The 21849-nt window shown below is 61.9% G+C and carries 24 protein-coding genes; 20 read left to right on the forward strand and 4 right to left on the reverse strand.

All coding sequences use genetic code 11. The features are described 5' to 3' along the window. The first annotated feature begins 44 nt into the window (after positions 1-44). The 5 genes from NE851_RS21950 to purB all read left to right on the forward strand — a co-directional run bounded on the left by NE851_RS21950 (position 45) and on the right by purB (position 4488). Positions 45-1127, forward strand: coding sequence for an ABC transporter substrate-binding protein (locus tag NE851_RS21950; RefSeq protein ID WP_047609987.1), 1083 nt, complete (start codon positions 45-47; stop codon positions 1125-1127). A 66-nt stretch (positions 1128-1193) separates the two neighbouring features. Next, entirely contained in the window at positions 1194-1871 is a 678-nt protein-coding gene (gene rpe / locus NE851_RS21955) for a ribulose-phosphate 3-epimerase (protein WP_047609989.1), read from the forward strand. After that, positions 1868-2593, forward strand: coding sequence for a DUF2259 domain-containing protein (locus tag NE851_RS21960; protein ID WP_254957675.1), 726 nt, complete (start codon positions 1868-1870; stop codon positions 2591-2593). The genes rpe and NE851_RS21960 overlap by 4 nt, the downstream gene beginning before the upstream one ends. A 32-nt stretch (positions 2594-2625) precedes the next feature. Next, positions 2626-3111 carry a hypothetical protein gene (locus NE851_RS21965; RefSeq protein ID WP_088930350.1) on the forward strand — a complete coding sequence of 162 codons (486 nt, stop codon included), beginning with the start codon at positions 2626-2628 and terminating at the stop codon, positions 3109-3111. A gap of 69 nt (positions 3112-3180) precedes the next feature. Further along, a complete protein-coding gene (gene purB, locus NE851_RS21970; RefSeq protein WP_028758352.1) occupies positions 3181-4488 on the forward strand; it encodes an adenylosuccinate lyase in 1308 nt (435 codons plus the stop codon). A gap of 90 nt (positions 4489-4578) precedes the next feature. On the opposite strand, the gene NE851_RS21975 is transcribed toward purB, so the two are convergent. Both NE851_RS21975 and NE851_RS21980 read right to left on the reverse strand, forming a co-directional pair. Further along, positions 4579-5058 (reverse strand): low affinity iron permease family protein, encoded by a 480-nt coding sequence (locus tag NE851_RS21975; protein WP_063475255.1) that lies wholly within the window; start codon positions 5056-5058, stop codon positions 4579-4581. A gap of 129 nt (positions 5059-5187) precedes the next feature. Continuing rightward, a complete protein-coding gene (locus NE851_RS21980; protein WP_254957679.1) occupies positions 5188-5994 on the reverse strand; it encodes a DUF2189 domain-containing protein in 807 nt (268 codons plus the stop codon). A 175-nt stretch (positions 5995-6169) separates the two neighbouring features. On the opposite strand from NE851_RS21980, the gene NE851_RS21985 reads away from it, so the two are divergent. The 7 genes from NE851_RS21985 to NE851_RS22015 all read left to right on the forward strand — a co-directional run bounded on the left by NE851_RS21985 (position 6170) and on the right by NE851_RS22015 (position 12134). After that, complete coding sequence (locus NE851_RS21985; protein WP_254957681.1) at positions 6170-6727, forward strand: RBBP9/YdeN family alpha/beta hydrolase; 558 nt, start codon at positions 6170-6172, stop codon at positions 6725-6727. 92 nt (positions 6728-6819) lie between these two features. Then, on the forward strand, positions 6820-9117 hold the full coding sequence (locus NE851_RS21990; protein ID WP_254957683.1) for a putative bifunctional diguanylate cyclase/phosphodiesterase: 2298 nt from the start codon (positions 6820-6822) through the stop codon (positions 9115-9117). A 250-nt stretch (positions 9118-9367) separates the two neighbouring features. Beyond that, positions 9368-10132: a phosphoribosylaminoimidazolesuccinocarboxamide synthase gene (purC, locus tag NE851_RS21995; RefSeq protein ID WP_003568927.1), complete on the forward strand. Its 765-nt coding sequence runs from the start codon at positions 9368-9370 to the stop codon at positions 10130-10132. 15 nt (positions 10133-10147) lie between these two features. Next, positions 10148-10390, forward strand: a complete 243-nt coding sequence (gene purS, locus NE851_RS22000) for a phosphoribosylformylglycinamidine synthase subunit PurS (protein ID WP_012757626.1) — start codon at positions 10148-10150, stop codon at positions 10388-10390. A gap of 44 nt (positions 10391-10434) precedes the next feature. Beyond that, positions 10435-10989, forward strand: coding sequence for an RNA 2'-phosphotransferase (locus NE851_RS22005; RefSeq protein WP_254957695.1), 555 nt, complete (start codon positions 10435-10437; stop codon positions 10987-10989). After that, a complete protein-coding gene (gene purQ, locus NE851_RS22010; RefSeq protein ID WP_028758346.1) occupies positions 10986-11657 on the forward strand; it encodes a phosphoribosylformylglycinamidine synthase subunit PurQ in 672 nt (223 codons plus the stop codon). The genes NE851_RS22005 and purQ overlap by 4 nt, the downstream gene beginning before the upstream one ends. Before the next feature lie 84 nt (positions 11658-11741). Next, positions 11742-12134 (forward strand): hypothetical protein, encoded by a 393-nt coding sequence (locus NE851_RS22015; protein ID WP_028758057.1) that lies wholly within the window; start codon positions 11742-11744, stop codon positions 12132-12134. Positions 12135-12449: 315 nt separating this feature from the next. Here the strand turns inward: NE851_RS22015 and NE851_RS22020 are convergent, their stop codons facing one another. Beyond that, entirely contained in the window at positions 12450-12707 is a 258-nt protein-coding gene (locus NE851_RS22020; protein ID WP_028758058.1) for a DUF1127 domain-containing protein, read from the reverse strand. Between the two features lie 81 nt (positions 12708-12788). Here NE851_RS22020 and NE851_RS22025 point away from each other — a divergent pair, with 81 nt between their 5' ends. The 4 genes from NE851_RS22025 to NE851_RS22040 all read left to right on the forward strand — a co-directional run bounded on the left by NE851_RS22025 (position 12789) and on the right by NE851_RS22040 (position 17500). Next, the gene (locus tag NE851_RS22025) at positions 12789-14207 is read left to right on the forward strand and encodes an aminotransferase-like domain-containing protein (RefSeq protein WP_047609998.1); all 1419 of its coding nucleotides are present in this window, start codon (positions 12789-12791) and stop codon (positions 14205-14207) included. A 122-nt stretch (positions 14208-14329) separates the two neighbouring features. Then, positions 14330-14893, forward strand: coding sequence for an acyloxyacyl hydrolase (locus NE851_RS22030; RefSeq protein ID WP_097543645.1), 564 nt, complete (start codon positions 14330-14332; stop codon positions 14891-14893). Between the two features lie 122 nt (positions 14894-15015). After that, positions 15016-17247, forward strand: coding sequence for a phosphoribosylformylglycinamidine synthase subunit PurL (gene purL / locus NE851_RS22035; protein ID WP_254957701.1), 2232 nt, complete (start codon positions 15016-15018; stop codon positions 17245-17247). A gap of 19 nt (positions 17248-17266) precedes the next feature. Beyond that, entirely contained in the window at positions 17267-17500 is a 234-nt protein-coding gene (locus NE851_RS22040) for a BolA/IbaG family iron-sulfur metabolism protein (RefSeq protein ID WP_003579540.1), read from the forward strand. A 35-nt stretch (positions 17501-17535) separates the two neighbouring features. On the opposite strand, the gene NE851_RS22045 is transcribed toward NE851_RS22040, so the two are convergent. Continuing rightward, entirely contained in the window at positions 17536-18726 is a 1191-nt protein-coding gene (locus NE851_RS22045; protein WP_028758062.1) for a hypothetical protein, read from the reverse strand. A 164-nt stretch (positions 18727-18890) separates the two neighbouring features. On the opposite strand from NE851_RS22045, the gene NE851_RS22050 reads away from it, so the two are divergent. The 4 genes from NE851_RS22050 (at position 18891) to NE851_RS22065 (ending at position 21825) form a co-directional block, all read left to right on the forward strand. Continuing rightward, a complete protein-coding gene (locus tag NE851_RS22050) occupies positions 18891-19121 on the forward strand; it encodes a hypothetical protein (RefSeq protein WP_028758063.1) in 231 nt (76 codons plus the stop codon). 59 nt (positions 19122-19180) lie between these two features. Continuing rightward, positions 19181-20002 (forward strand): c-type cytochrome, encoded by an 822-nt coding sequence (locus tag NE851_RS22055; protein ID WP_097543647.1) that lies wholly within the window; start codon positions 19181-19183, stop codon positions 20000-20002. Positions 20003-20146: 144 nt separating this feature from the next. Beyond that, positions 20147-20482 carry a Grx4 family monothiol glutaredoxin gene (grxD, locus tag NE851_RS22060; RefSeq protein ID WP_003586231.1) on the forward strand — a complete coding sequence of 112 codons (336 nt, stop codon included), beginning with the start codon at positions 20147-20149 and terminating at the stop codon, positions 20480-20482. A gap of 137 nt (positions 20483-20619) precedes the next feature. Continuing rightward, the gene (locus NE851_RS22065; protein WP_047611586.1) at positions 20620-21825 is read left to right on the forward strand and encodes a multidrug effflux MFS transporter; all 1206 of its coding nucleotides are present in this window, start codon (positions 20620-20622) and stop codon (positions 21823-21825) included. Positions 21826-21849 lie beyond the last annotated feature (24 nt).

Genomic DNA, 21849 nt, shown 5'->3' on the forward strand with positions numbered 1-21849 from the left:
GCGGATAAAAGGGCATGGACGACGGCTAGGGATCTTCGCCTTTCATGATCAACCTGCGTGGCATAGCAGCCTTTCTGACGCTGCTGGGAGCGGCCGTGCCGAGCCATGCGGCAGGCGTGACGATCGGCGTCGTCGCCCCTCAGAACGGCACGCTCGCCCTCCTCGGCGCCCAGATTGCCGCCGGCGCCGGTTTCGAGATTCAACAATCAGGCAATACTCTGGTCGCCATCAACGAGACCTGCGAAGAGAATAGCGGCGCAGCAATTGCCGACGCGCTGATCAATGCCAAGGTGCAGGTCGCGATCGGCTTTCTCTGCAGCGAGACGCTGGAAGGCGCACTGCCGAAGCTGAAGGACGCCAACATTCCCGCGATCACCGTCTCCGTGCGCTCCCGCATCCTGATGGAGGATGCGCTGAAGAACGGCTGGCCGCTCTTCCGGGCAGCGCCCGCCGACGGCGCCGAGGCGGCAAAGATCATCGAAATCATCCTGAAGGACTGGGCCGCCGATCCGATCGCCCTGATCGAAGACGGCACCATCCATGGCCGAGAACTGACGGAAGCAGTGCGCAACGCGCTGGAGCAGAACGGCCTGAAGCCGGTCTTTACCGACACCTATCGGCCGGGACAGGAACAGCAGATTGCCCTCGTGCGCCGCCTGAAACGGGCCGGCGCCACCAGGGTCTTCATCGGCGGCGACCGCAACGACGTTGCCGTCATCGCCCGCGACGCCAAGGCGGAGAACATCCCGCTGTCCATCCTCGGCGGCGATGCCATGCGCGCCGCCGACCAGCCGCTGCCGCTGATTACAGGCGTGCGCGCCGTTGCCCTGCCCGAATATACCGTTCGGCCGGAAAGCGCAGCTGCAGCCGACGCTTTGCGCGCCAAAGGCATCGAGCCGGAAGGTTATGTCCTGCCGTCGCTGGCCGCGGCACTCATTGCCGGCCAGGCGGCGGAAGCCGCCGCTGCAGCGAGCAAACCCCTCCAGGAGATGCTTCTCGGCACGACATTCCAGACGCCGATCGGCACTATGGCCTTCACCGGCGCGCATGAGCTTTCGCAAAACCCCTACCGCCTGCTCGAATGGCGGGGCAACGGCTTTTTTCCACCCGCCGCGCCAACGCAATGAGCGGCGCGCGCCAGCCTTGAATCAGGGCGCCGCAGTCAAATGGCGACCCATATGGAGTAAGATTTGATGACGCTGCCCATTCGCATCGCCCCCTCGATCCTCGCGGCGGATTTCGCCAGGCTCGGCGAGGAGGTGCGCGACGTAACGGCCGCCGGCGCCGACTGGATCCATCTTGACGTGATGGACGGGCATTTCGTGCCGAACATCTCCTTCGGCCCTGATGTCATCAAGTCGCTGCGCTCCTACACATCAGCCACCTTCGACTGCCACCTGATGATCTCGCCGGTCGACGATTATCTCGAAGCCTTCGCCAAGGCCGGCTGCGATCGGATCACTGTCCATGCCGAAGCCGGACCGCATCTGCACCGCTCGCTGCAGACCATCCGCAATCTCGGCAAGAAGGTCGGCGTGACGATCAATCCGGCGACACCGCTCAGCGCCATCGAGAACGTGCTCGACGATGTCGACCTCATCCTGATCATGTCGGTCAATCCCGGCTTCGGCGGACAGAAGTTCATTCCGGCGATGGCGGCCAAGATCGCGGCGGCGAAGTCACTGATCGGTGATCGGCCGATCGAACTCGAGGTCGACGGCGGCGTGACTGTGGAAACGGCGCCGGCAATTGCCCGGGCGGGCGGCAACGTCCTCGTCGCCGGCTCGGCAATTTTCAAGGGCGATACGGTCGAGGCTTACCGTCGGACCATCGCCGATCTGCGTCAGGCAGCCGAAGGGGCACGAACATGAAGAAGCGTCTCATCATTGGCGGCGTGCTTGCCGCCGCACTTGCCGGCCTGCCCGGCATGTCACTTGCCGGAGACATTGCCAATATCCAGCCGATCGGCTTTTCCGCCGACGGCAAGGTCTTCGGATTTCAGGAATTCGGCATCAAGGAGGAGGGCCGCATCCCCTACTCCAACACCTATTTCGTCAATACCGGCAGCGGCCAGTATCTCGAGGGCACGCCGTTTCGCACCGAACTGACCGATAAGGACGCCAATCTTTCCAAGGCGCGGCGGCAGAACCTGACGGCGGCACGCGGCGAGATGGACAAATACGATCTCCTGACCAATCCCGGCCTGATCGCCGCCTTCAATCCGCCGACCGAACTCGGTTCTCCTTCGAAGACGATCCGTTACACGACGCTTGCGACCGACGGTCCGCCAAAATCACCCTATACGCTCTCGCTCGGCGAGATGCCGGTGCCGACGCCGAAGGAGTGCGCTTCGATCGACAAGCGGGTGCTTGGCTTCAGCCTGCAGATGATCGAGAAGGAGGGCGCTCCGAACCGCCAGGCGGCACGCCAGGCCACCGCCGTTCCGGCCGAACGGGTATGTTCGGTCGAATACCGGATCGGCGGCGCGATGGTCTATCAGCCGGAAACCGGAAATCAGGTTCACATCGCCCTCATCCTCGCCTTCGATGCCGAGAGGAACGGACGCTGGATCGCCGTTCCGGTTCATCCCTGAGCATGGATCGCCCCAGGACGGATCGCCCGAGGATGGATCGTCTAAGAGCTGCGCGGCCGCCCTACCCTGATCTGATTGCCGGCGCGCTGCTTTGGGGCATGCAGATGCTCGCCGCCGCCATGCTCGGCCTTTACCTGCGCAACGGCCTGGAGACGAGCCGTCTAGCCGAGGTCGCCACACTCTATTTCCTCGGCGGCCTGCTCGCCTGGCCCTTCGCCCTGCCGGTCGCCCGCTTCCTTGCCTATGACAGGCCGCCGGAAGCACGTTTTGCCGCTTTTTTCGTGACGCTGACAGCAGCGACGATTGCGATGACCGCCTTCCTCTTCGCCATGGAATACCGGATCTTCTATTCGCGCTGGCACGCCCCCTTCGGCAGCATCATCTGGGCTTTCCAGTTCGTCTTCACCAGTATCAGCGCTGTCTACCAGTTCCTGGTGATCGGCCTGCGTCTTTTCCTGCCGCTTGGTCTCGTCTGCCTTGTCGTAAGCAGCTATCATCTTGCCAAACGCATGCGTTGAGATTGCCGCCCGTCTTTGCTACAGGGGCTCCAACTTTGAACAAATCTCTTGAAGTGAAGGCAGCAGCCCATGATCCCGCGTTATTCCCGGCCCGAAATGGTCGCCATCTGGTCTCCCGAAACCAAGTTCCGCATCTGGTTCGAGATCGAGGCGCATGCTTGCGACGCGCTGGCCGAACTGGGCGTCATCCCGAAATCCGCGGCTAAGACAATCTGGGAAAAAGGTGGCGCCGCCACCTTCGACGTTGCCCGCATCGACGAGATCGAGGCCGTCACCAAGCATGACGTCATCGCCTTCCTCACCCATCTTGCCGAAATCGTCGGCCCGGATGCGCGTTTCGTCCACCAGGGTATGACCTCGTCCGACGTGCTCGATACCTGCTTCAACGTCCAGCTGGTCCGCGCCACCGACATCCTCATCGCCGATCTCGATCGCCTGCTCGAAGCGCTAAAAACCCGCGCCTTCGAACACAAGGACACCGTCACCATCGGCCGTTCTCACGGCATTCATGCCGAGCCCACCACCTTCGGCGTCAAGCTGGCGCTCGCCTATGCCGAATTCGAGCGCTGCCGCCAGCGCCTAGTCGCCGCCCGCGAGGAAGTCGCGACCTGCGCCATCTCGGGCGCCGTCGGCACCTTCGCCAATATCGATCCGCGCGTCGAGGAACATGTCGCCGAGGCGCTCGGCCTGAAGGCCGAACCGGTCTCGACGCAGGTCATCCCGCGTGACCGCCACGCCATGTATTTCGCCACCCTCGGCGTCGTCGCCTCGTCGATCGAGCGGCTGGCGACCGAGATCCGCCACCTGCAGCGCACCGAAGTGCTGGAGGCGGAGGAATATTTCTCGCCCGGCCAGAAGGGCTCTTCGGCCATGCCGCACAAGCGCAATCCGGTGCTGACCGAAAACCTGACCGGCCTTGCCCGCATGGTCCGCTCCTATGCCATGCCGGCGATGGAAAACGTCGCCCTCTGGCACGAGCGCGACATCTCCCATTCCTCGGTCGAACGCATGATTGGTCCGGATGCGACCGTGACGCTCGATTTCGCCCTCTCACGCCTCGCCGGCGTCATCGAAAAGCTGCTGGTCTACCCCGAGAATATGGAAAAGAACCTCAACAAGTTCCGAGGTCTCGTCCATTCCCAGCGTGTCCTGCTGGCGCTGACCCAGGCCGGCACCTCCCGCGAGGACGCCTACCGCCTGGTCCAGCGCAACGCCATGAAGGTCTGGGAACAGGGCAAGGATTTTCTGGAAGAACTGCTGGCCGACGCTGAAGTGCGGGCTGCGCTGTCCGAGGAAGACATCCGGGAAAAATTCGACCTCGGCTATCACACCAAACACGTCGACACGATCTTCCGTCGCGTCTTCGGCAACGCCTGAGCGATCTGCAATCAACGATATGGCGGCGCCCTTGCAGGCGCCGCTTTATTTCTGCCTTTGTCTTTCTGCGATGGCAGATCGGATGATGGTTTAGCTTTTCTCAAGCGGCCGTTGTTTCTGCTTGTTTCCTTTGGCGGCAACAGGGCGCTTGCGTGCCGCGGCCTTTTTCAAAGGCGCCGCTTTCGCCGCCTCCTCTGTCCTGCAAGCCTCCGTCTCACCCCTGCCCTTGGCGGCCTTGGCGACCAACTCGTCGAGGCGCTTCAGCTCCTCCTCGTCGAGGTTCTCGATACCGATGAAACGGTTCTCGGCGTGGCTCGTCAGGATGATTTCGTTGAGTTTGGCCTGGATCGCCCGCGTGTCGCGCGTCTGGGCGTTCTGCAATACGAAGACCATCAGGAAGGTGATGATTGTCGTGCCGGTATTGATCACCAGCTGCCAGGTTTCCGAATAATCGAAGAACGGGCCTAGGCAGGCCCAGATGATAACGGCGATGAGCGCCAGGATGAAGATAACGGGCTTGCCCGCCCATTCTGATGTCTTGGTTGCGAAGCGGGCAAACAGATGCTTTATCGCCACCTCTGAAATCCTCCCTCGACGTCTCCAGAGCATGGTCTCGACGACATCATGCTCTGGCAAAAAACTCCGAGGCAGGTTTGAGGTTCCCCAGGGATTCGAGAATTCCCTGGGGGCGAGGCTTGGTTACGCGGCGGCTTCCCGCGCAATCAGCTTGCGATAGAGATGCCAGGTCGCATGGCCGAGGATCGGGATAACCAGCGCAAGCCCGGCAAAGACCGGGATCGTGCCGATCACGAGCAGTGCGGCGACGATCAGGCCCCAGAGCAGCACCGGCACCGGATTGAGAACCATCGCGCGGATCGACGCCGTGACGGCGGCCACCGCCCCGACATCGCGGTCGAGCAGCAACGGAAAAGTGATGACGGTCATCGCCAGCACGACGAGCGCGAAGACGAAGCCGATGAGATTGCCCCAGATGATCAGCTGCATGCCCTGGGACGTGCCGAAGACCTGGCTGAAGAAATCCGCCATGCTGCGCGGGAACACTTCGCCGAGCAGATTGCTGTAGAGCGTCTGCGCCGTCACCAGCCAGACGACAAAGAAAGCGCAGAGCATCAGTCCGACCGCCACGATCGATGGCAGAGCCGGCGAATGGCGCACTTCGAGCGCGTGCGTCCAGGACGTGTCAAGGCCGGCCTCGCGCCGGCGGCTGATTTCGTAGAGGCCGATCGCCGCGATCGGGCCGATCAGCGCGAAACCCGCCATCAGAGGGAAGACCATCGGCAAAAGGTTGGCGCCCGAGGTCCACAGCGTCAGGAAGACGCCGGCGATCGGGTACATCAGGCATAGGAACACATAGTGGGACGGTTTCTCCATGAAATCATCGTACCCGCGCTTCAGCGCGTCGAAGACGTCGGCGATACTGATGCGATTGACGACGGGGCGCACAAAGTTTTCACTTGAACCCGTCATGACATGAAATGCCGCCATGGCTTTCTCCTCCTCAGCCGAGACCTGATCGGCGGCGGACAGCATCGGCGGGCAAGCCGACACGAAATCCGCAACCGGCACTCGAGCAATATAACAAGTTTCAGCCGCCCTGTCGCTCTCTCCCTTGGCATCCCCTCTTGACATCTCGGCCAAGCTTTCTCACATCGGCGGCACTATGAAAGCCTCAGACGCAGATATCCTCATCATCCCCGGCTACACCAACTCGGGCCCGAGCCACTGGCAGAGCCGCTGGGAGGCAAAGCTCAGCACGGCGCGCCGTGTCGAACAGGCCGAATGGACGAAGCCGGTTCGCGAGGACTGGATCGCCCGCATCGCCGAGGAGGTGAACGCCTCGACCCGCCCGGTCATTCTCGTCGCCCATTCGTTGGGCGTGCCCTCGGTGATCCACGCCATCCCGCATTTCCGCAACCGGGTGGCCGGCGCGTTCCTCGTTGCTCCGCCCGATGTCGCCAATCCCGACATCCGCCCGAAGCATTTGATGACCTTCGGCCCCTATCCACGCGATCCGCTGCCCTTCCCGTCGATCACGGTCGCCAGCCGCAACGACCCGTTCGGCAGTTACGACCATGCCGACGATATCGCCAGCAGCTGGGGCTCCTTCCTCGTCGATGCCGGCGAGTCCGGTCACATCAATGCCGATTCCGGTCACGGTCCCTGGCCCGAAGGCACCATGGTCTTTGCCCAGTTCCTCAGCCGGCTCTCCGCTGAGTGAGGAAAACCCGCCTTCTCGCTTGTTGAGCAAGTGCTTTCTAAGTCTTTCTTAATGGAATGACAGCAGACTGCACCGAGGTGAAATAAGCGAGAATGCCCGTGAAGAAAGCCCTTCCAGAGGCTGATGATCCGCATGGCGAAGCCGCAGCGGCTGAGGCAGGCATAGGCAATGGGGCGGCCGACGATTCCGACCTGGCGGAGCGGGAAAGCCGCTGGAACCACGCACTCGTCGGCTCGGGCCTTGGCGTATGGGATCATAACTACCGTCTCGATCGGAAATATTACTCGCAGACGTGGAAAACCATGCGCGGCATGGCGCCCGACGAGGAAGCCGCCGGCGATTACGACGCCTGGCTGCAGCTCGTTCATCCCGACGATCGCGATTTCGTCGTCCATGCCATCGACCGGCAGAACGCCGGCGATCCCAACTACCAGATCTTCGAATATCGCGAGCGCCACAGGGACGGCCACTGGATCTGGATCGAGTGCCGCGGTGCCTGCGTGGAATGGGACGAGAGCGGCGTGCCGACGCGCATCGTCGGCACGGATACCGATATCACCGCCCGCAAGCAGGCCGAGGAGACGCTGGCGCGTTTGTCGCGCCGGCTCGATCTGGCGCTGGAGGTTTCCCGCATCGGCGTCTTCGAAGCCGATATCGAACATGATACCGTCGAATGGGACGAGCGCCTCATTGCCATTTACGGTCTGCAGGGCGCCCCGCGTCAGATCGGCGGCGACGCCTGGGCGAAAAGCCTGCATCCCGACGACCGGGAACGCGTGCTTGGCTTGTCCGACCGCAGCGTCGAAAGCGGAAGTGATTTCCAGCAGGAATACCGCATCATCCGCGGCGACGGCGCCGAACGCGTCATCCGCGCCCGCTCGGCCTTCTTCATCGACGGCAATGGCAACCGCAAACTGATCGGCGCCAACTGGGATGTTACCGAAGAGGCCGCGCTCCGCAACGAGCTGCAGCGCGCCAAGGATCTGGCGGAAGCGCGCAACCGCGAGCTCGAAGCCGCCAAGGAGAGCATCGAGCATCTGGCGCTGCACGATTACCTTACAGGCCTGCCGAACCGCCGCTACCTCGACAAGATGCTGGGCGAGCGCTCGGCCGAATGCCGGGCCAAGGACCTTGCACTGGCGATCCTGCATATCGATCTCGACCGCTTCAAGCAGATCAACGACACGCTCGGCCACCGGGCCGGCGACGCCATGCTGCAGCATGCCGCAAACGTGCTGAGGAATTCCGTCCGAACCGCCGATTTCGTCGCCCGCATCGGCGGCGACGAGTTTGTCATCCTCTGCGCCGTCGATCCAGCATCGAAGAAGATCGCCGGCCTTGCCGAACGTGTCATCCGCGAATTGCGCAAACCCGTCAGATATGAAGGGCACGACTGCCGTTTCGGCGCCAGCATCGGCATCACCGTCGACAGCGGGCCGACGCTCGACGCCAAGCAGATGCTGCTCGACGCCGATATCGCGCTCTATCGGGCCAAGGGCCTGGGCCGCAACCGTTTCGAATTCTTCTCGGCGTCTGACCGCCGCGACACCATCTCCGCCAAGCACCTCGCCGACGAGATACTGATCGGCCTCGAACGCAATGAATTCGTGCCCTTCTATCAGCTGCAGTTCGATGCCCGCACGCTCGATGTCACCGGCGTCGAAACACTAGCGCGCTGGCAGCACCCGGTGCACGGGCTGCTGACGCCCGACCGCTTCCTCGATATCGCCGAGGATCTCGACGTCGTCTCGACCATCGACGCGCTGATCCTGGAACGCGCGCTGGCCGATCGCAGCGCCTGGATCAAGGACGGGTTGTCGATTCCGAAGATATCGGTCAACGTCTCCGCAAGGCGGCTCGCCGATCCCGATCTCGGCAAAAAGCTCCGCGCTCTGAAGATCGAGCCCGGCACCATCTCCTTCGAACTGCTGGAATCGATCTCGCTCGACGATTGCGACGAGGGGGTAGCCGCCAACCTGAAAAAGCTGCGCAAGCTCGGCATCGACATCCAGATCGACGATTTCGGCACCGGCCATGCCTCGATCGTCAGCCTGTTGCGCCTAAGCCCCAAGACGCTGAAGATCGACCGCGAACTGATCCGCATGCTGCCGCAATCGGCCGAGCAGCGCAAACTCGTCGGCTCGATCATCGATATCGGCCGCTCGCTTGATATCCTGGTCATCGCCGAGGGCGTCGAGACGGCGGATCACATCCGCATCCTCGAGGAACTCGACTGCGACACGCTGCAGGGCTACGCGCTCGCCCGGCCGATGCCGGCCATGCAGATCCCCTCCTTCATCCGCGCCGGAAGCTGGCGCCACGGGCAAATCGCCGCTCGCGCCTTGCAGACTGAGCTTCGCCGCGCGCTGCGCAGCAGAGCCGCCAAATAAACACCTGCATAAGCGGCCCGCCATTTCGCCTTCATTCCACCGTAGAGGAAAAGGCGCTAGACTCGTCTTGCGAATTCATTCGATTCTCTTGGCGGTATTCCGTAAAATCGGAAACCGGGGCTAGGAAATTCGGAAACCATGGAAGGAGCGACAGGCGGATTGTGAAACCCTCTCTTTTCCTTTAAGGGGACGCCACGAGATCGATCCACTCGCGCTATCCCAAGAGCGCCAACAACAGAGAATGACCACGATGAACCGTCGCCGCCGTATCTACGAGGGCAAGGCAAAGATTCTGTATGAAGGCCCGGAACCGGGCACTTTGATCCAGTTCTTCAAAGACGATGCCACTGCCTTCAACAAGAAGAAACACGAAGTCATCGATGGCAAAGGCGTCCTCAACAACCGCATTTCGGAATATATCTTCAGCCATCTGAACAAGATCGGCATCCCCACCCATTTCATCCGCCGGCTCAACATGCGCGAGCAGCTGATCAAGGAAGTGGAGATGATCCCGCTGGAGATCGTCGTGCGCAACGTCGCCGCCGGTTCTCTCGCCAAGCGCCTCGGCATCGACGAAGGCGTCGTGCTGCCGCGCTCGATCATCGAGTTCTATTACAAGTCCGACGCGCTCGACGATCCGATGGTCTCCGAAGAGCACATCACTGCCTTCGGCTGGGCCAATCCTGCCGAGCTCGACGACATCATGGCGCTTGCCATCCGGGTCAACGACTTCATGACCGGCCTGTTCCTCGGCGTCGGCATCCAGCTCGTCGACTTCAAGATCGAATGCGGCCGCCTCTTCGAAGGCGATCTGATGCGCATCATTCTCGCCGACGAGATCTCGCCGGACAGCTGCCGGCTCTGGGATATCGAGACCCACGAGAAGATGGACAAGGATCGTTTCCGCCGCGACCTCGGCGGATTGCTCGAAGCCTATTCCGAAGTTGCGCGCCGTCTCGGCATCATCAATGAAAACGAGCCTGTGCGCGGCACCGGCCCGGTTCTCGTCAAGTAAGGCAGGAAAGACAAAGTGATCAAGGCTCGTGTCACCGTCACGCTGAAAAACGGCGTTCTCGATCCGCAGGGCAAGGCTATCGAGGGTGCGCTTGGCGCCCTCGGCTTCTCGGGCGTCGGCCATGTAAGACAGGGCAAGGTCTTCGACCTGGAACTGGAAGGCGCCGACAAGGGCAAGGCCGAGGCCGACCTCAAGGCAATGTGCGAAAAGCTGCTCGCCAATACGGTGATCGAGAACTACGCAATCGCGATCGACTGACGATCGCAGACCCGTCTTCCGGCGGACCTTGAGGATTTGGCGTCATGATGAAAGCAAAGCTGGAGACGGAAGTCTCGAAATATATGAGCTACGTTTTGCGTCATGCGCCTGATGCCGCGGGTTTGACGCTTGATGGCGAGGGTTGGGCGTCGTTCGATGCGCTCGAAAAAGCGTTGGCGTCGAAATTCGACGTTTCCCGCGCCGATATTATCGAGATTGTCGAAAACAATCCGAAGAAGCGCTTCGCCCTCGCCGATAATAGAATTCGCGCAAACCAAGGTCATAGCGTCGACGTCGATCTCGCATTGAACCCGGTTGAACCGCCTGCCGCTCTATTTCACGGCACATCTCTGACGAACTGGCAGTCGATCGAGCGCGAAGGCTTGAAGAAGATGCAGCGACACCACGTTCATCTCTCAGCAGATGTCGACACGGCTAAAATCGTCGCAATGCGTCGCAAGGGTGAATACATCATCCTGCGTGTCGACGCGGCCCGCATGTTTTCAGAGGGTCATTCTTTCATTGTCTCCGACAATGGAGTATGGCTCGCCGAAAGCGTTCCAGTTCAATATCTTTCGCCAGACGCAGGGACCCCATGAAATCAGCCGTCGTTCAACTTCCGGGCCTCAACCGCGACCGCGACATGATCGCAGCCTTGGCCAAAATCTCCGGCCAACAGCCGGTGACGATCTGGCAGACGGAAACCGAGATCCCCGATGTCGACCTGATCGTCATCCCCGGCGGCTTTTCTTATGGCGATTACCTGCGCTGCGGCGCGATCGCTGCCCGCATGCCGGTCATGCAGGCAATCATCGACAAGGCTGCGAAGGGCGTGAAGGTGCTCGGCGTCTGCAACGGCTTCCAGATCCTCGTCGAGGCCGGCCTGCTGCCCGGCGCGCTGATGCGCAATTCCTCGCTGAAATTCGTCTGCCGCGAAATCAAGCTCGAAGTCGTCAATGCCGAGACGGATTTCACCCGCGCTTATGCGCAGGGCCAAGTCATCCGCTGCCCGGTCGCCCATCATGACGGCAATTATTTCGCCGACGAAGCGACGCTGGCTGCGATCGAAGGCAATGGCCAGGTGGTATTCCGTTATGCCGAGGGCACCAATCCGAACGGCTCGATCAACGATATCGCCGCAGTGATGAACGAAAAGGGCAACGTGCTCGGCATGATGCCGCATCCAGAGAACCTGATCGAAGCCGCCCATGGCGGTTCGGACGGCCGCGGCCTCTTTGCTTCGGCGCTCGACGTCATCGCCGCCTGAGACCTGCACGTTGCCCCGCGCGTAGCGGTTTTGGGCAACGGCATGCACCCGAAAATCCTTCCGTCCGGATCTGGAGCAAGATTGATGCGCCCTCGCCTCGCAAACGCCGCCCTGTTGACCGCTCTCGCAGCCATGGTCGCAGCCTGCCAGACGCCGGCACCGACGACAGGCCCGAACCGTGGCGCGCTGCCGACGATGGAACGCGTGGCGCTCGGCGCCAATGCCTGCTGGTTCAAGTCGGGCGATCCGGCTTTTGCCGCCTATAAGCTCGCACCGGAACTCAATTCCTTTTCCGGCCGGCCGCGCATCCTGGTCGTCCACAAGGGCAGCCCGGAAAGCCGGCCGCTGCTCGTCGTGCAGGCTGAGGGAAGCCCCTCGCGTCTCCAGGCCTTCGGGCCGATGATGCAGGAGCCGGTCGCAGGCCGCATCGCCGCCGACGTCAATCGCTGGTCGGCAGGCAACAAGGCCTGCAGCTAGAGCCTTTCCGGGTTAGCTTGCAGCATTCTGTTGGCTCAAACGGAGTCGGATGGTCGACCGGCCGGCGCGCGTCGTAGCCCGGCTCTACGGCCAAGCCGGCCGGTCGATCAGCCGGCCCGTTTCAGCCAACCCGAAGGGCCAGGCATCTTTCCGCCAGGGCAAAGGCGATCGGCTCGGACGTACCAAGAGGTATGCCCTTCGCCAATCGCCTTTGCCCTGACGAAAACCTGCTCCGGCAGAATGCTGCAATCTAACCCGGAAAGGCTCTAATCGCCCCGTTCAGTTCCGAAAGCATGATCCGTTCGGAAAGCATCTTCAGTCCCAGAAGAACGACTTGCTGACTTCGCGCGCCGCATCGGACTGCGACACGCCGATATCCTTGAGCTCGTTCGCCGTCAGGTTTCTCAGCGCACGCCGGCCTTCCCGCTTCTGATGCCAGAGAAGAGTGGCCGCCCAGATCCGGCCGAGCCGCGTCGTCGCCTCAGCGGGCACGTCGGGGAGAATGATCTGTCTCCTGTCTTCATAGGAGACAATCGGTACAATCGGCATTTTGATCTCGGGTAAGGCAGACATTCCAGGAATCCTCACGGCTTGTCGTTGGAATTGACTCATACGCTTGACCGATACAATGTGCCAATATATACAATTGTCACCATGACAAATTGGCTACCCGATATTTCCCGCGGTTCCGGGCCGGTCTATCTCCGGCTCGCCGACAGCATTGAATCCGCAATATCAAGCGGCGCCCTGCCCGCCGGCAGCAAGCTGCCGCCGCAGCGCAATCTTGCCTATGATATCGGCGTGACAATCGGCACGATCGGCCGCGCCTATGCGCTGGTGCATGAGCGGGGCCTGGTCGCCGGCGAAGTGGGGCGCGGCACCTATGTACTGAACCGCTCCGAAACGCCGCCCGGCGAGCAGATCGATCCGCTGACCGTCTCGCTCGGCGGCACCCGCGTCCAGGATGCGCCTGCCAACAAGATCCGTTTTGACACGACGGCCGCGCCCGATCTCGGTCAGGGCAAGGTCATAGCGGGCATCCTCGCCGAGATCGGCGAACAGCATCTGTCCGAAATTTCCTCCTATTCCCGGAGTTTCCCGCGCAACTGGTTCGAGGCCGGCCGCCTCTGGCTTGCCCGCAGCGGCTGGACGCCGGAGGTCGAGAACGTCGTGCCGACGCTCGGCGCCCATGCGGCGGCGATATCAGTGATCTCGGCCGTCTCGGCGCCGGGCGACAAGATCGTCTTCGAGGACCTCACCTACACGCAGGTCAGCCGCAGTGCTCGCCTGCTCGGCAGGCGCACGCTGACGGTCGATTCCGATGAGCTCGGCGTGATTCCCGAGGATTTCGAGCGGCTCTGTCAGCAGCAGCATCCGAAGATCGCCTTCCTGATGCCGACCGTCCACAATCCGACGCTGGCGATCATGCCCTATGAGCGACGGGTGGCAATCGCTGCAATCGCTCGGAAGCACGGCGTCTGGCTAATCGAGGACGATCTCTACGGCGGCATGGCCGATGACGACACGCCGCTGCTCGCCTCGATTGCGCCCGATCGCACCTTTCTTGTCAACGGCCTGTCGAAATCGGTCGCCGCCGGTGTGCGCGGCGGCTGGGTCGCCTGCCCGCCGCATTTTGCCCAGCGCATCAAGGTGACGCACAGGATGATCACCGGCGGCCTGCCCTTCATCCTGGCAGAGACCTGCGCACGTCTCGTCGAAAGCGGCACGGCGCACGAAATCCGCAAGGCAAGCGTCGAGGAACTCTCCCGGCGTGTCCGGCTCGTCCGCGAGCAGTTGCAGGGCTTCGATTTCGAATCGCACCCGCATGCGCCGTTCCTCTGGCTGAAACTGCCCGAACCCTGGATGTCCGGCACCTTCAAGAACGCCGCCTATCGCGACGGCGTGCTCGTCGACGACGAGGATGAGTTCAAGGCAGCCCGCGGCGAGAAAACCTATCACCGCGTCCGCATCGGTTTTTCCTCGCCGAAGACAGGGCAGGAACTCATTTCGGGCCTGATGATCCTGCGCCGCCTGCTGGAAAATGGCGGCTCCGCCTATGACGGTGAAATATGACGTGTTGCAAATCGACGCCATAAATCGGAAAAAACGCCGAAGCTTCTTCGAGGTGCTTTAGCGACTCGACGTCCATGTTACGCCTTTGTTGTTCCCGTCTGACGCGAATCAAAGGACAGCAAATGAGGCTCGATTACGGAAGGATCGCGTTGCGTTTTTTGGGCATGGCATCCGTGGCAGCGACAGCCGCGGGTTCGGCAACGGCCGGCGAGCAGATATTCGATGAATTGCGCTTCGGCGTCTCGACCTCGGTACAATCGGGCCATTCCAGGGAAGACGGCGTCTTTCCCGAGATTACCGCTCTCTTCGATCCCTTCGGCTACGACGCGGCGGTCGGCTGGCAGCAGCTGCTGCATCCCCGTATCCATCTCGGCACGTCGATCGGCACGTCAGGCGAGGCCACCCAATTCTTCACCGGCTTCACCTGGACGGTCGATTTCAACGAAAAGCTCTTTACCGAAGCCGGATTCGGCGGCGTCATCCATACCGGCGATCTCGAGGGCGACAGTGACGGTCCGGAACTCGGCTGTCGCGTCCTCTTCCACGAATATCTGGGCGCCGGCTACCGTTTCACCCGCAATTGGAACGTGATGGCCCAGATTGCCCACTCCTCGCATGCCAATCTCTGCGACGGCCCGAACGACGGCATGACCCGCGCCGGCCTGCAGATCGGCTATAAGTTCTGAGTGGTTGCCGCCTTTGTGAAGAAAGCCTGCCCGCCCTCTGTTGACGGCGGGCTTTTTTTCTGTCGCGCGCCGCCGCTACATAAGCTAAAGACAGCGCAAAACGCGCCAGGGACTTTCCGCTCATGACCATTCCAAACACCATCCCGATCACGCCGGAACTCATTGCAGGCCATGGCCTGAAGCCGGACGAGTACCAGCGTATTCTAGATCTGATCGGCCGCGAACCGACCTTCACCGAGCTCGGCATCTTCTCGGCCATGTGGAACGAGCACTGCTCCTACAAATCCTCGAAGAAATGGCTGCGCACGCTGCCGACCAAGGGGCCGCGCGTCATCCAGGGTCCGGGCGAAAACGCCGGCGTCGTCGACATCGATGACGGCGATTGCGTCGTCTTCAAGATGGAGAGCCACAACCACCCCTCCTATATCGAGCCTTATCAAGGTGCGGCGACCGGCGTCGGCGGCATCCTGCGTGATGTCTTCACCATGGGGGCACGCCCGATCGCCGCGATGAACGCGCTGCGCTTCGGCGAGCCGGATCATCCCAAGACCCGTCATCTCGTCTCCGGCGTCGTCTCCGGCGTCGGCGGCTACGGCAATTCCTTCGGCGTGCCGACGGTTGGCGGTGAAGTTGAGTTCGACGCCCGCTACAACGGCAACATCCTCGTCAACGCCTTTGCCGCCGGCATTGCGAAATCCAACGCCATCTTCCTGTCTGAAGCCAAGGGCGTCGGCTTGCCTGTCGTCTATCTCGGCGCCAAGACCGGCCGCGACGGCGTAGGCGGCGCGACGATGGCCTCGGCCGAATTCGACGAATCGATCGAGGAGAAGCGCCCGACCGTTCAGGTCGGCGACCCCTTCACCGAAAAGTGCCTGCTGGAAGCCTGCCTGGAATTGATGAAGACCGGCGCCGTCATCGCCATCCAGGACATGGGTGCGGCCGGCCTCACCTGCTCGGCCGTCGAAATGGGCGCCAAGGGCGATCTCGGCATCCTGCTCGAGCTCGACAAGGTGCCGGTTCGCGAAGAGAGGATGACGGCCTACGAAATGATGCTGTCGGAAAGCCAGGAGCGCATGCTCATGGTGCTGCAGCCGGAGAAGGAAGACGAAGCCAAGGCGATCTTCGTCAAGTGGGGCCTCGATTTCGCCATCGTCGGCAAGACAACCGACGACCTGCGCTTCCGCGTCATGCACCAGGGTGAGGAAGTCGCCAACCTGCCGATCAAGGATCTCGGCGACCAGGCGCCGGAATATGATCGCCCCTGGCGCGAATCCGGCAAGCAGGCTCCCCTGCCCGCCAATCTCGTCGCGGCACCTCAGGATTACGGCCAGGCGCTGCTGCAGCTCGTCGGTTCCGCCAACCAGTCGAGCCGCCGCTGGGTGTATGAACAATATGACACGCTCATCCAGGGCAATTCGCTGCAGCTTCCGGGCGGCGATGCCGGCGTCGTGCGCGTCGACGGCCATCCGAGCAAGGCGCTCGCCTTCTCCTCCGACGTCACCCCGCGTTATGTCGAAGCCGATCCCTTCGAAGGAGGCAAGCAGGCGGTCGCCGAATGCTGGCGCAACATCACCGCGACAGGCGCCGAGCCGCTCGCCGCCACCGACAATCTCAATTTCGGCAACCCCGAAAAGCCCGAAATCATGGGCCAGTTCGTCGAGGCAGTGAAGGGCATCGGCGAAGCCTGCCGCGCACTCGATTTCCCAATCGTCTCCGGCAACGTCTCGCTCTACAACGAGACCAACGGCGTCGCCATCCTGCCCACCCCGACGATCGCAGGCGTCGGCCTGTTGCCGGATTGGAGCCAGATGGCCCGCATCGGCACCGCCAACGACGGCGACAAGGTGATCATGATCGGCGTCGACGGCAGCCATCTCGGCCAGTCCGTCTATGTCAGAGACGTGCTTGCCAGCCGCGAAGGTCCGGCGCCGGAGGTGGATCTGTTCGCCGAGCGCCGCAATGGCGATTTCGTCCGCTCCGTCATCCGCAACGGCCAGGCGACCGCCTGCCACGACATTTCTTCCGGCGGTCTTGCCGTGGCGCTCGCCGAAATGACGATGGCCTCAGGCAAGGGTCTCGTCATCGATCTCGGTGAAGCCAAGGGCGCGCCGCATGCGCTGCTCTTCGGCGAGGATCAGGCGCGCTACGTGCTGACGGTGCCTGCGGACGTCGCAAATTTCGTTTGCGCCAATGCCGAAGGCGCCGGCGTCCCCTTCCGCCGTCTCGGCACGGTCCGAGGAACGGCGCTCATCGTCGGCGATCTCATCTCGCTGCCGATTCAGCAATTGCGCGATGCCCATGAATCGTGGTTCCCTGATTTCATGGAAGGCCGCGGCGAACTGGCTGCGGAATGATGCGCAAGGAGTAACGATCATGGCCATGAAACCCGGCGATATCGAAGACATGATCAAGGCTGGGATTCCCGGTGCCAAGGTGACGATCCGCGATCTGGCGGGCGACGGCGATCATTACGCCGCCGAAGTCGTCGCCGAAGCCTTTCGCGGCAAGAGCCGCGTGCAGCAGCACCAGATGGTCTACGAGGCGCTGAAGGGCAATATGGGCGGCATACTGCACGCGTTGGCGCTGCAGACCTCCGCACCGGAATAGAGCCCGACGCGATCCGGATAAACGGTGCCCGGCCCTCAGCCGGGCATTCTCTTTTCGTCGGGATCGGCAAAGACCGAGGCCGGCATTGGCCCCGATGTCAAAAGCGTGAAATCGAAGGATGCCTGCAGATCAGGCCCCAGCACATATTGCCGGTGGACGCGCAGCTGGTCCTTGCGGATCTTGCGATAGTGCTCGGGCGTCAGCATCTGCTTGACACGGATCAGGATCATCTTCGCCGGAGGTGCATCCGCATGGCCGGAAATGGCGACGACCGGCACCTTGTAGAAATTGATCGAATCCGTCAGGCACTGCACGTCGAGCCAGGAAATCTCGGGACAGCGCGCGATCAACCCGACGCGGGCGCGCAGCTGCGTCGCCGACGATAGCAGCGCGCATTGCAGGATGGCGCTGCCGAGCGTGGCAAACACCACCCGCTTGCCCCTGAATATCTCCGGCTCCCGTTCCAGCAATATGCCGATGACATGGGCGGCAACACTCGATCCCATGCTGTGCGAGGAGATCACATATTCGTCCGCCTCTTCGTCAAGCGCGTTACGCACGGCAGCGGCCCGGTCTTCCAGCCAGTCGTTGAAATCTGTCCGGTCCATGCGGCCGAGCGCCACGGCCATTACCCAATCGGCGAAGAGATGCAGCGTATGGAAACGTTCGGAAAACGGCAGGAAGGCGAAGATGAAGAAACAAAGCGCCAGCGGTCCGCTCCAGAGCATGTGCCACGGCGAAAAGCCGAGACCATAGGGCATGATGGCGATCTGTGCCGTCAGCGCGATCGCCAGCGCGGTCAGCAGGAACGGGAAGAGGAAGAACAGACCGAAGCGCCAGGCGTGGCGAAAATATCCCCGCATCCCGCCTTCGAGCATGATCTCGGCGCAGCTTCGGAAACCTGCCATAATCTGGCTCAGCGTGTTGCCCCCGCGCAGCCTGGTTACCAGCGTATCGTGATCGACCATGTGGATCCGGCTCTTCGTCTGCCAGCTGGGGAAACCGGTCCCTTCCCCGGCCGCCGCTTTGTCGGCATCCCGTCCGCCCGTCGTGACCACGAAACTGAGGGGATCACTTCCCGCCTCCGGCGCACCCGTTTCAAGCGAATAGCCCCAAACGGCGGCACTCTGCCTGGCCGAACGCTCGTAGCGTGCCCTATGGGCAACGCCGTCGAGCGGCTCGAAGCCCGTGAAATGCAGGACGACCCGCTTCTCGATCAGTTTCATTCCACTCTTCCGGCCGGCGAATGGCCGGCATGTTGCTGCGATCCGGCTGCTGCGCCGCTGATAGGGACAAAAAAGCAGCTATGGTCTCGAAGCCGTCTTGCTAACCGAACTCTTCCGGAATTCAATAGCGTCCATGTCGTTTCCATCACGAACGGAGGGGTTTTGTGGCCGACCTAGTCAAAGAATTGATATCAGGCGTCGTCGACAGCGTGCTGAAGGAGATCCTGAAAAAGACCACCGGCCGCGTCGCGACGAAGCGCAGGAGGCGTAAGACACGACCCGCCGCGACGACGAAGGTTGCGCGCAAGACGACCTCGGCCAAGGCTAAGCCCGCCCGCAAACAGGTCAGCAAGCGCCGCACCGCCGCTGGCCGCAGCCGCCAGCGACGCAGCTAAGGCACGATCAAATGTGAGCGGCTTCGGACGAATAGCGGCGCTCTTGAGGGCATAAACCGATGATGCGCATGTTGAAAATCATTCTTGCGGCCGTCGTCGCGATCTGTCTCATCGCGGCTGCCGGCGTCTACGCCCTGTCGGAGATGCGCCTTTCCAGGACCTACGACGTCGCGGTTGCCGATTTCACCGTCAAGACGACGCTGCCTGCCGAGGAAGCCGAACGCCGCGCGCGCACGCTGATGTGTGGCGGCTGTCATCACGATGCCGGCAACGTGCTCATCGACGAACCGGGCCTCGGCCGCATCGTCGCGCCGAACCTGACCCGCTTCGTGCCCATGTACAGCGATGCTGAACTCGTGCGCCTCATCCGCCATGGCGTCAAGAAGGACGGTACCGGCGCCTTCATCATGCCGGCAAGCAACTTCGCCAATATCACCGATGACGATATGGCGGCGATCATTGCGTGGATGCGCAGTTTGAAGCACCTTCCCGATGCGGTGGCCGGAACGACTCAATGGGGACCGCTCGGGCGAATCGGCCTGGCGCTCGACAAGATCCCCTTCGAGGCCGATCTGGTGCCTGCCGTGGGCACCCCTGCCGCGACGCGTCCGGCCGATATCGGCGAATACGCCTTCAGGACCGATTGCAGCCACTGTCATAATCTCGATACGGCAAAGCAGTCGGAAGCCTTCCTGGCGCCGGCGCTTAAGCCCCTGGCGCAATCCTATTCGGCTGCCGATTTCAGGACGCTGCTGCGCACCGGCGAGGGTGTCGGCAACCGCGATCTCGGCGTGATGACACAGGTTTCCCAATGGGATTTCAGCCATTTCACCGATGTCGAAATCGAACAGATTCAGACCTATCTCGCCAATCGACCGTAACGCGACGGCAACAACCCGGCAACGGCCTGCGCGAATTGGTCTTTTTTTGGTTCGGGCGGCTGGAATTCCTGCCGTCGCATGCTATCTAAAGGCAACGATTGAAACGGCGGGCCTTTAACCCGCCTGTTGAAAGGATCAGGTCCTATGAGCGGCATTCACGAATTCATCGACAACGAAATCAAGAGCAACGACGTCGTCCTCTTCATGAAGGGCACGCCGCAGTTTCCGCAGTGCGGTTTCTCCGGGCAGGTCGTGCAGATTCTCGATTACATCGGCGTCGACTACAAGGGCGTCAACGTGCTTGCCGATTCGGAAATCCGCCAGGGCATCAAGGAATACTCCAACTGGCCGACAATCCCGCAGCTTTACATAAAGGGCGAATTCGTCGGCGGCTGTGACATCGTCCGGGAAATGTTCCAGGCTGGTGAGCTGCAGCAGCACCTCCAGGAAAACGGCATCACCGTGCGCGGCGCCGCCTGACCGGTCACCGGACGTCCGCCCGGTTTCCAAATCTGTTTCTTGAGTTCGAGGCGCTGCGGCTAGCAGCGCCTTGACCTGTTTATGGGAATTTCATTGTGACAGATTCATCACAAGCCGTGTCCGCGGGCCACCTGCCCATGGGCAAGCGAGAATTCATCGCGCTTGCTGCCTTCCTGATGGCCGTCAATTCGCTGGCGATCGATATCATGCTGCCGGCCTTGCAGCAGATCGGCGCGAGCCTCGGCGTCGAGAGCGAAAATCATCGTCAGTTCGTCGTCTCCACCTACCTGCTCGGCTTCGGCTGCGCCCAGTTGTTTTACGGTCCGCTCTCCGACCGTTTCGGCCGCCGCACGCCGCTTCTAATCGGCCTCGTCATCTATATCCTGTCCGCCATCAGTATCGTCTTCGTTCCGTCCTTTGCTGGCTTGCTCGCCCTGCGCTTCATCCAGGGCGTCGGCTCCGCCGCAACCCGCGTCATCACCGTCTCCATCGTTCGCGATATCTATGGCGGCCGGCAGATGGCCGAAGTCATGTCGCTGATCATGATGGTTTTCATGATCGTGCCAGTGATTGCGCCCGGCACCGGTCAGATCGTCATGTTCTTCGGTAACTGGCACCTGATCTTCCTGTTCATCGCCGCGATGGCGATTGCTATCGCCGTCTGGGCCTATCTCCGTCTGCCGGAAACCCTGCATCCCGGCAATGTCCGCCCCTTTACCGCCCGCTCGGTCTTCGGAGCCTTCAAGCTGGTGCTGACCAATCGCGTGGCGCTCTGCTACACCATCGCCAGCACCTTCATCTTCGGCGCGCTGTTCGGCTTCATCAATTCCGCCCAGCAGGTCTATGTCGGCATCTACGATCTCGGCGTCTATTTCCCCTTCGCCTTCGCCGGCGTGGCGATCTTCATGTCTTTGTCGTCCTTCTTCAATTCCCGCTTCGTCGGCAAGCTCGGCATGCGCCGCCTGTCGCACGGCTCGCTGCTCGGCTTCATTGCCATCAACACCATCTGGCTGATCGTCCAGATGGCCAGCACCGAGCCGATGCCGTTTGCCCTGTTCATCTCCTTCTTCGGCCTTGCCATGTTCCAGTTTGGCTGGATCGGCTCGAACTTCAATTCGCTCGCCATGGAACCGCTCGGCCACGTCGCCGGCACCGCCTCCTCCGTCCTCGGCTTCATGAGCACGGTCGGCGGCGCCATCATCGGCGCCGGCATCGGCCAGGCCTTCGACGGCACGGCACTGCCGATGGTCGCCGGTTATTTCGCCGTGTCGATCGTCGGCCTGGTCTTCGTGCTGATCGCCGAGAAGGGCCGCCTCTTCCAATCGCAGAACCCAGCCGTCTGAACGGCCGGCCTCATTCGCATCCGG

The organism is Rhizobium anhuiense bv. trifolii (assembly GCF_024346605.1).
Taxonomy (GTDB): Bacteria; Pseudomonadota; Alphaproteobacteria; order Rhizobiales; family Rhizobiaceae; genus Rhizobium; species Rhizobium anhuiense.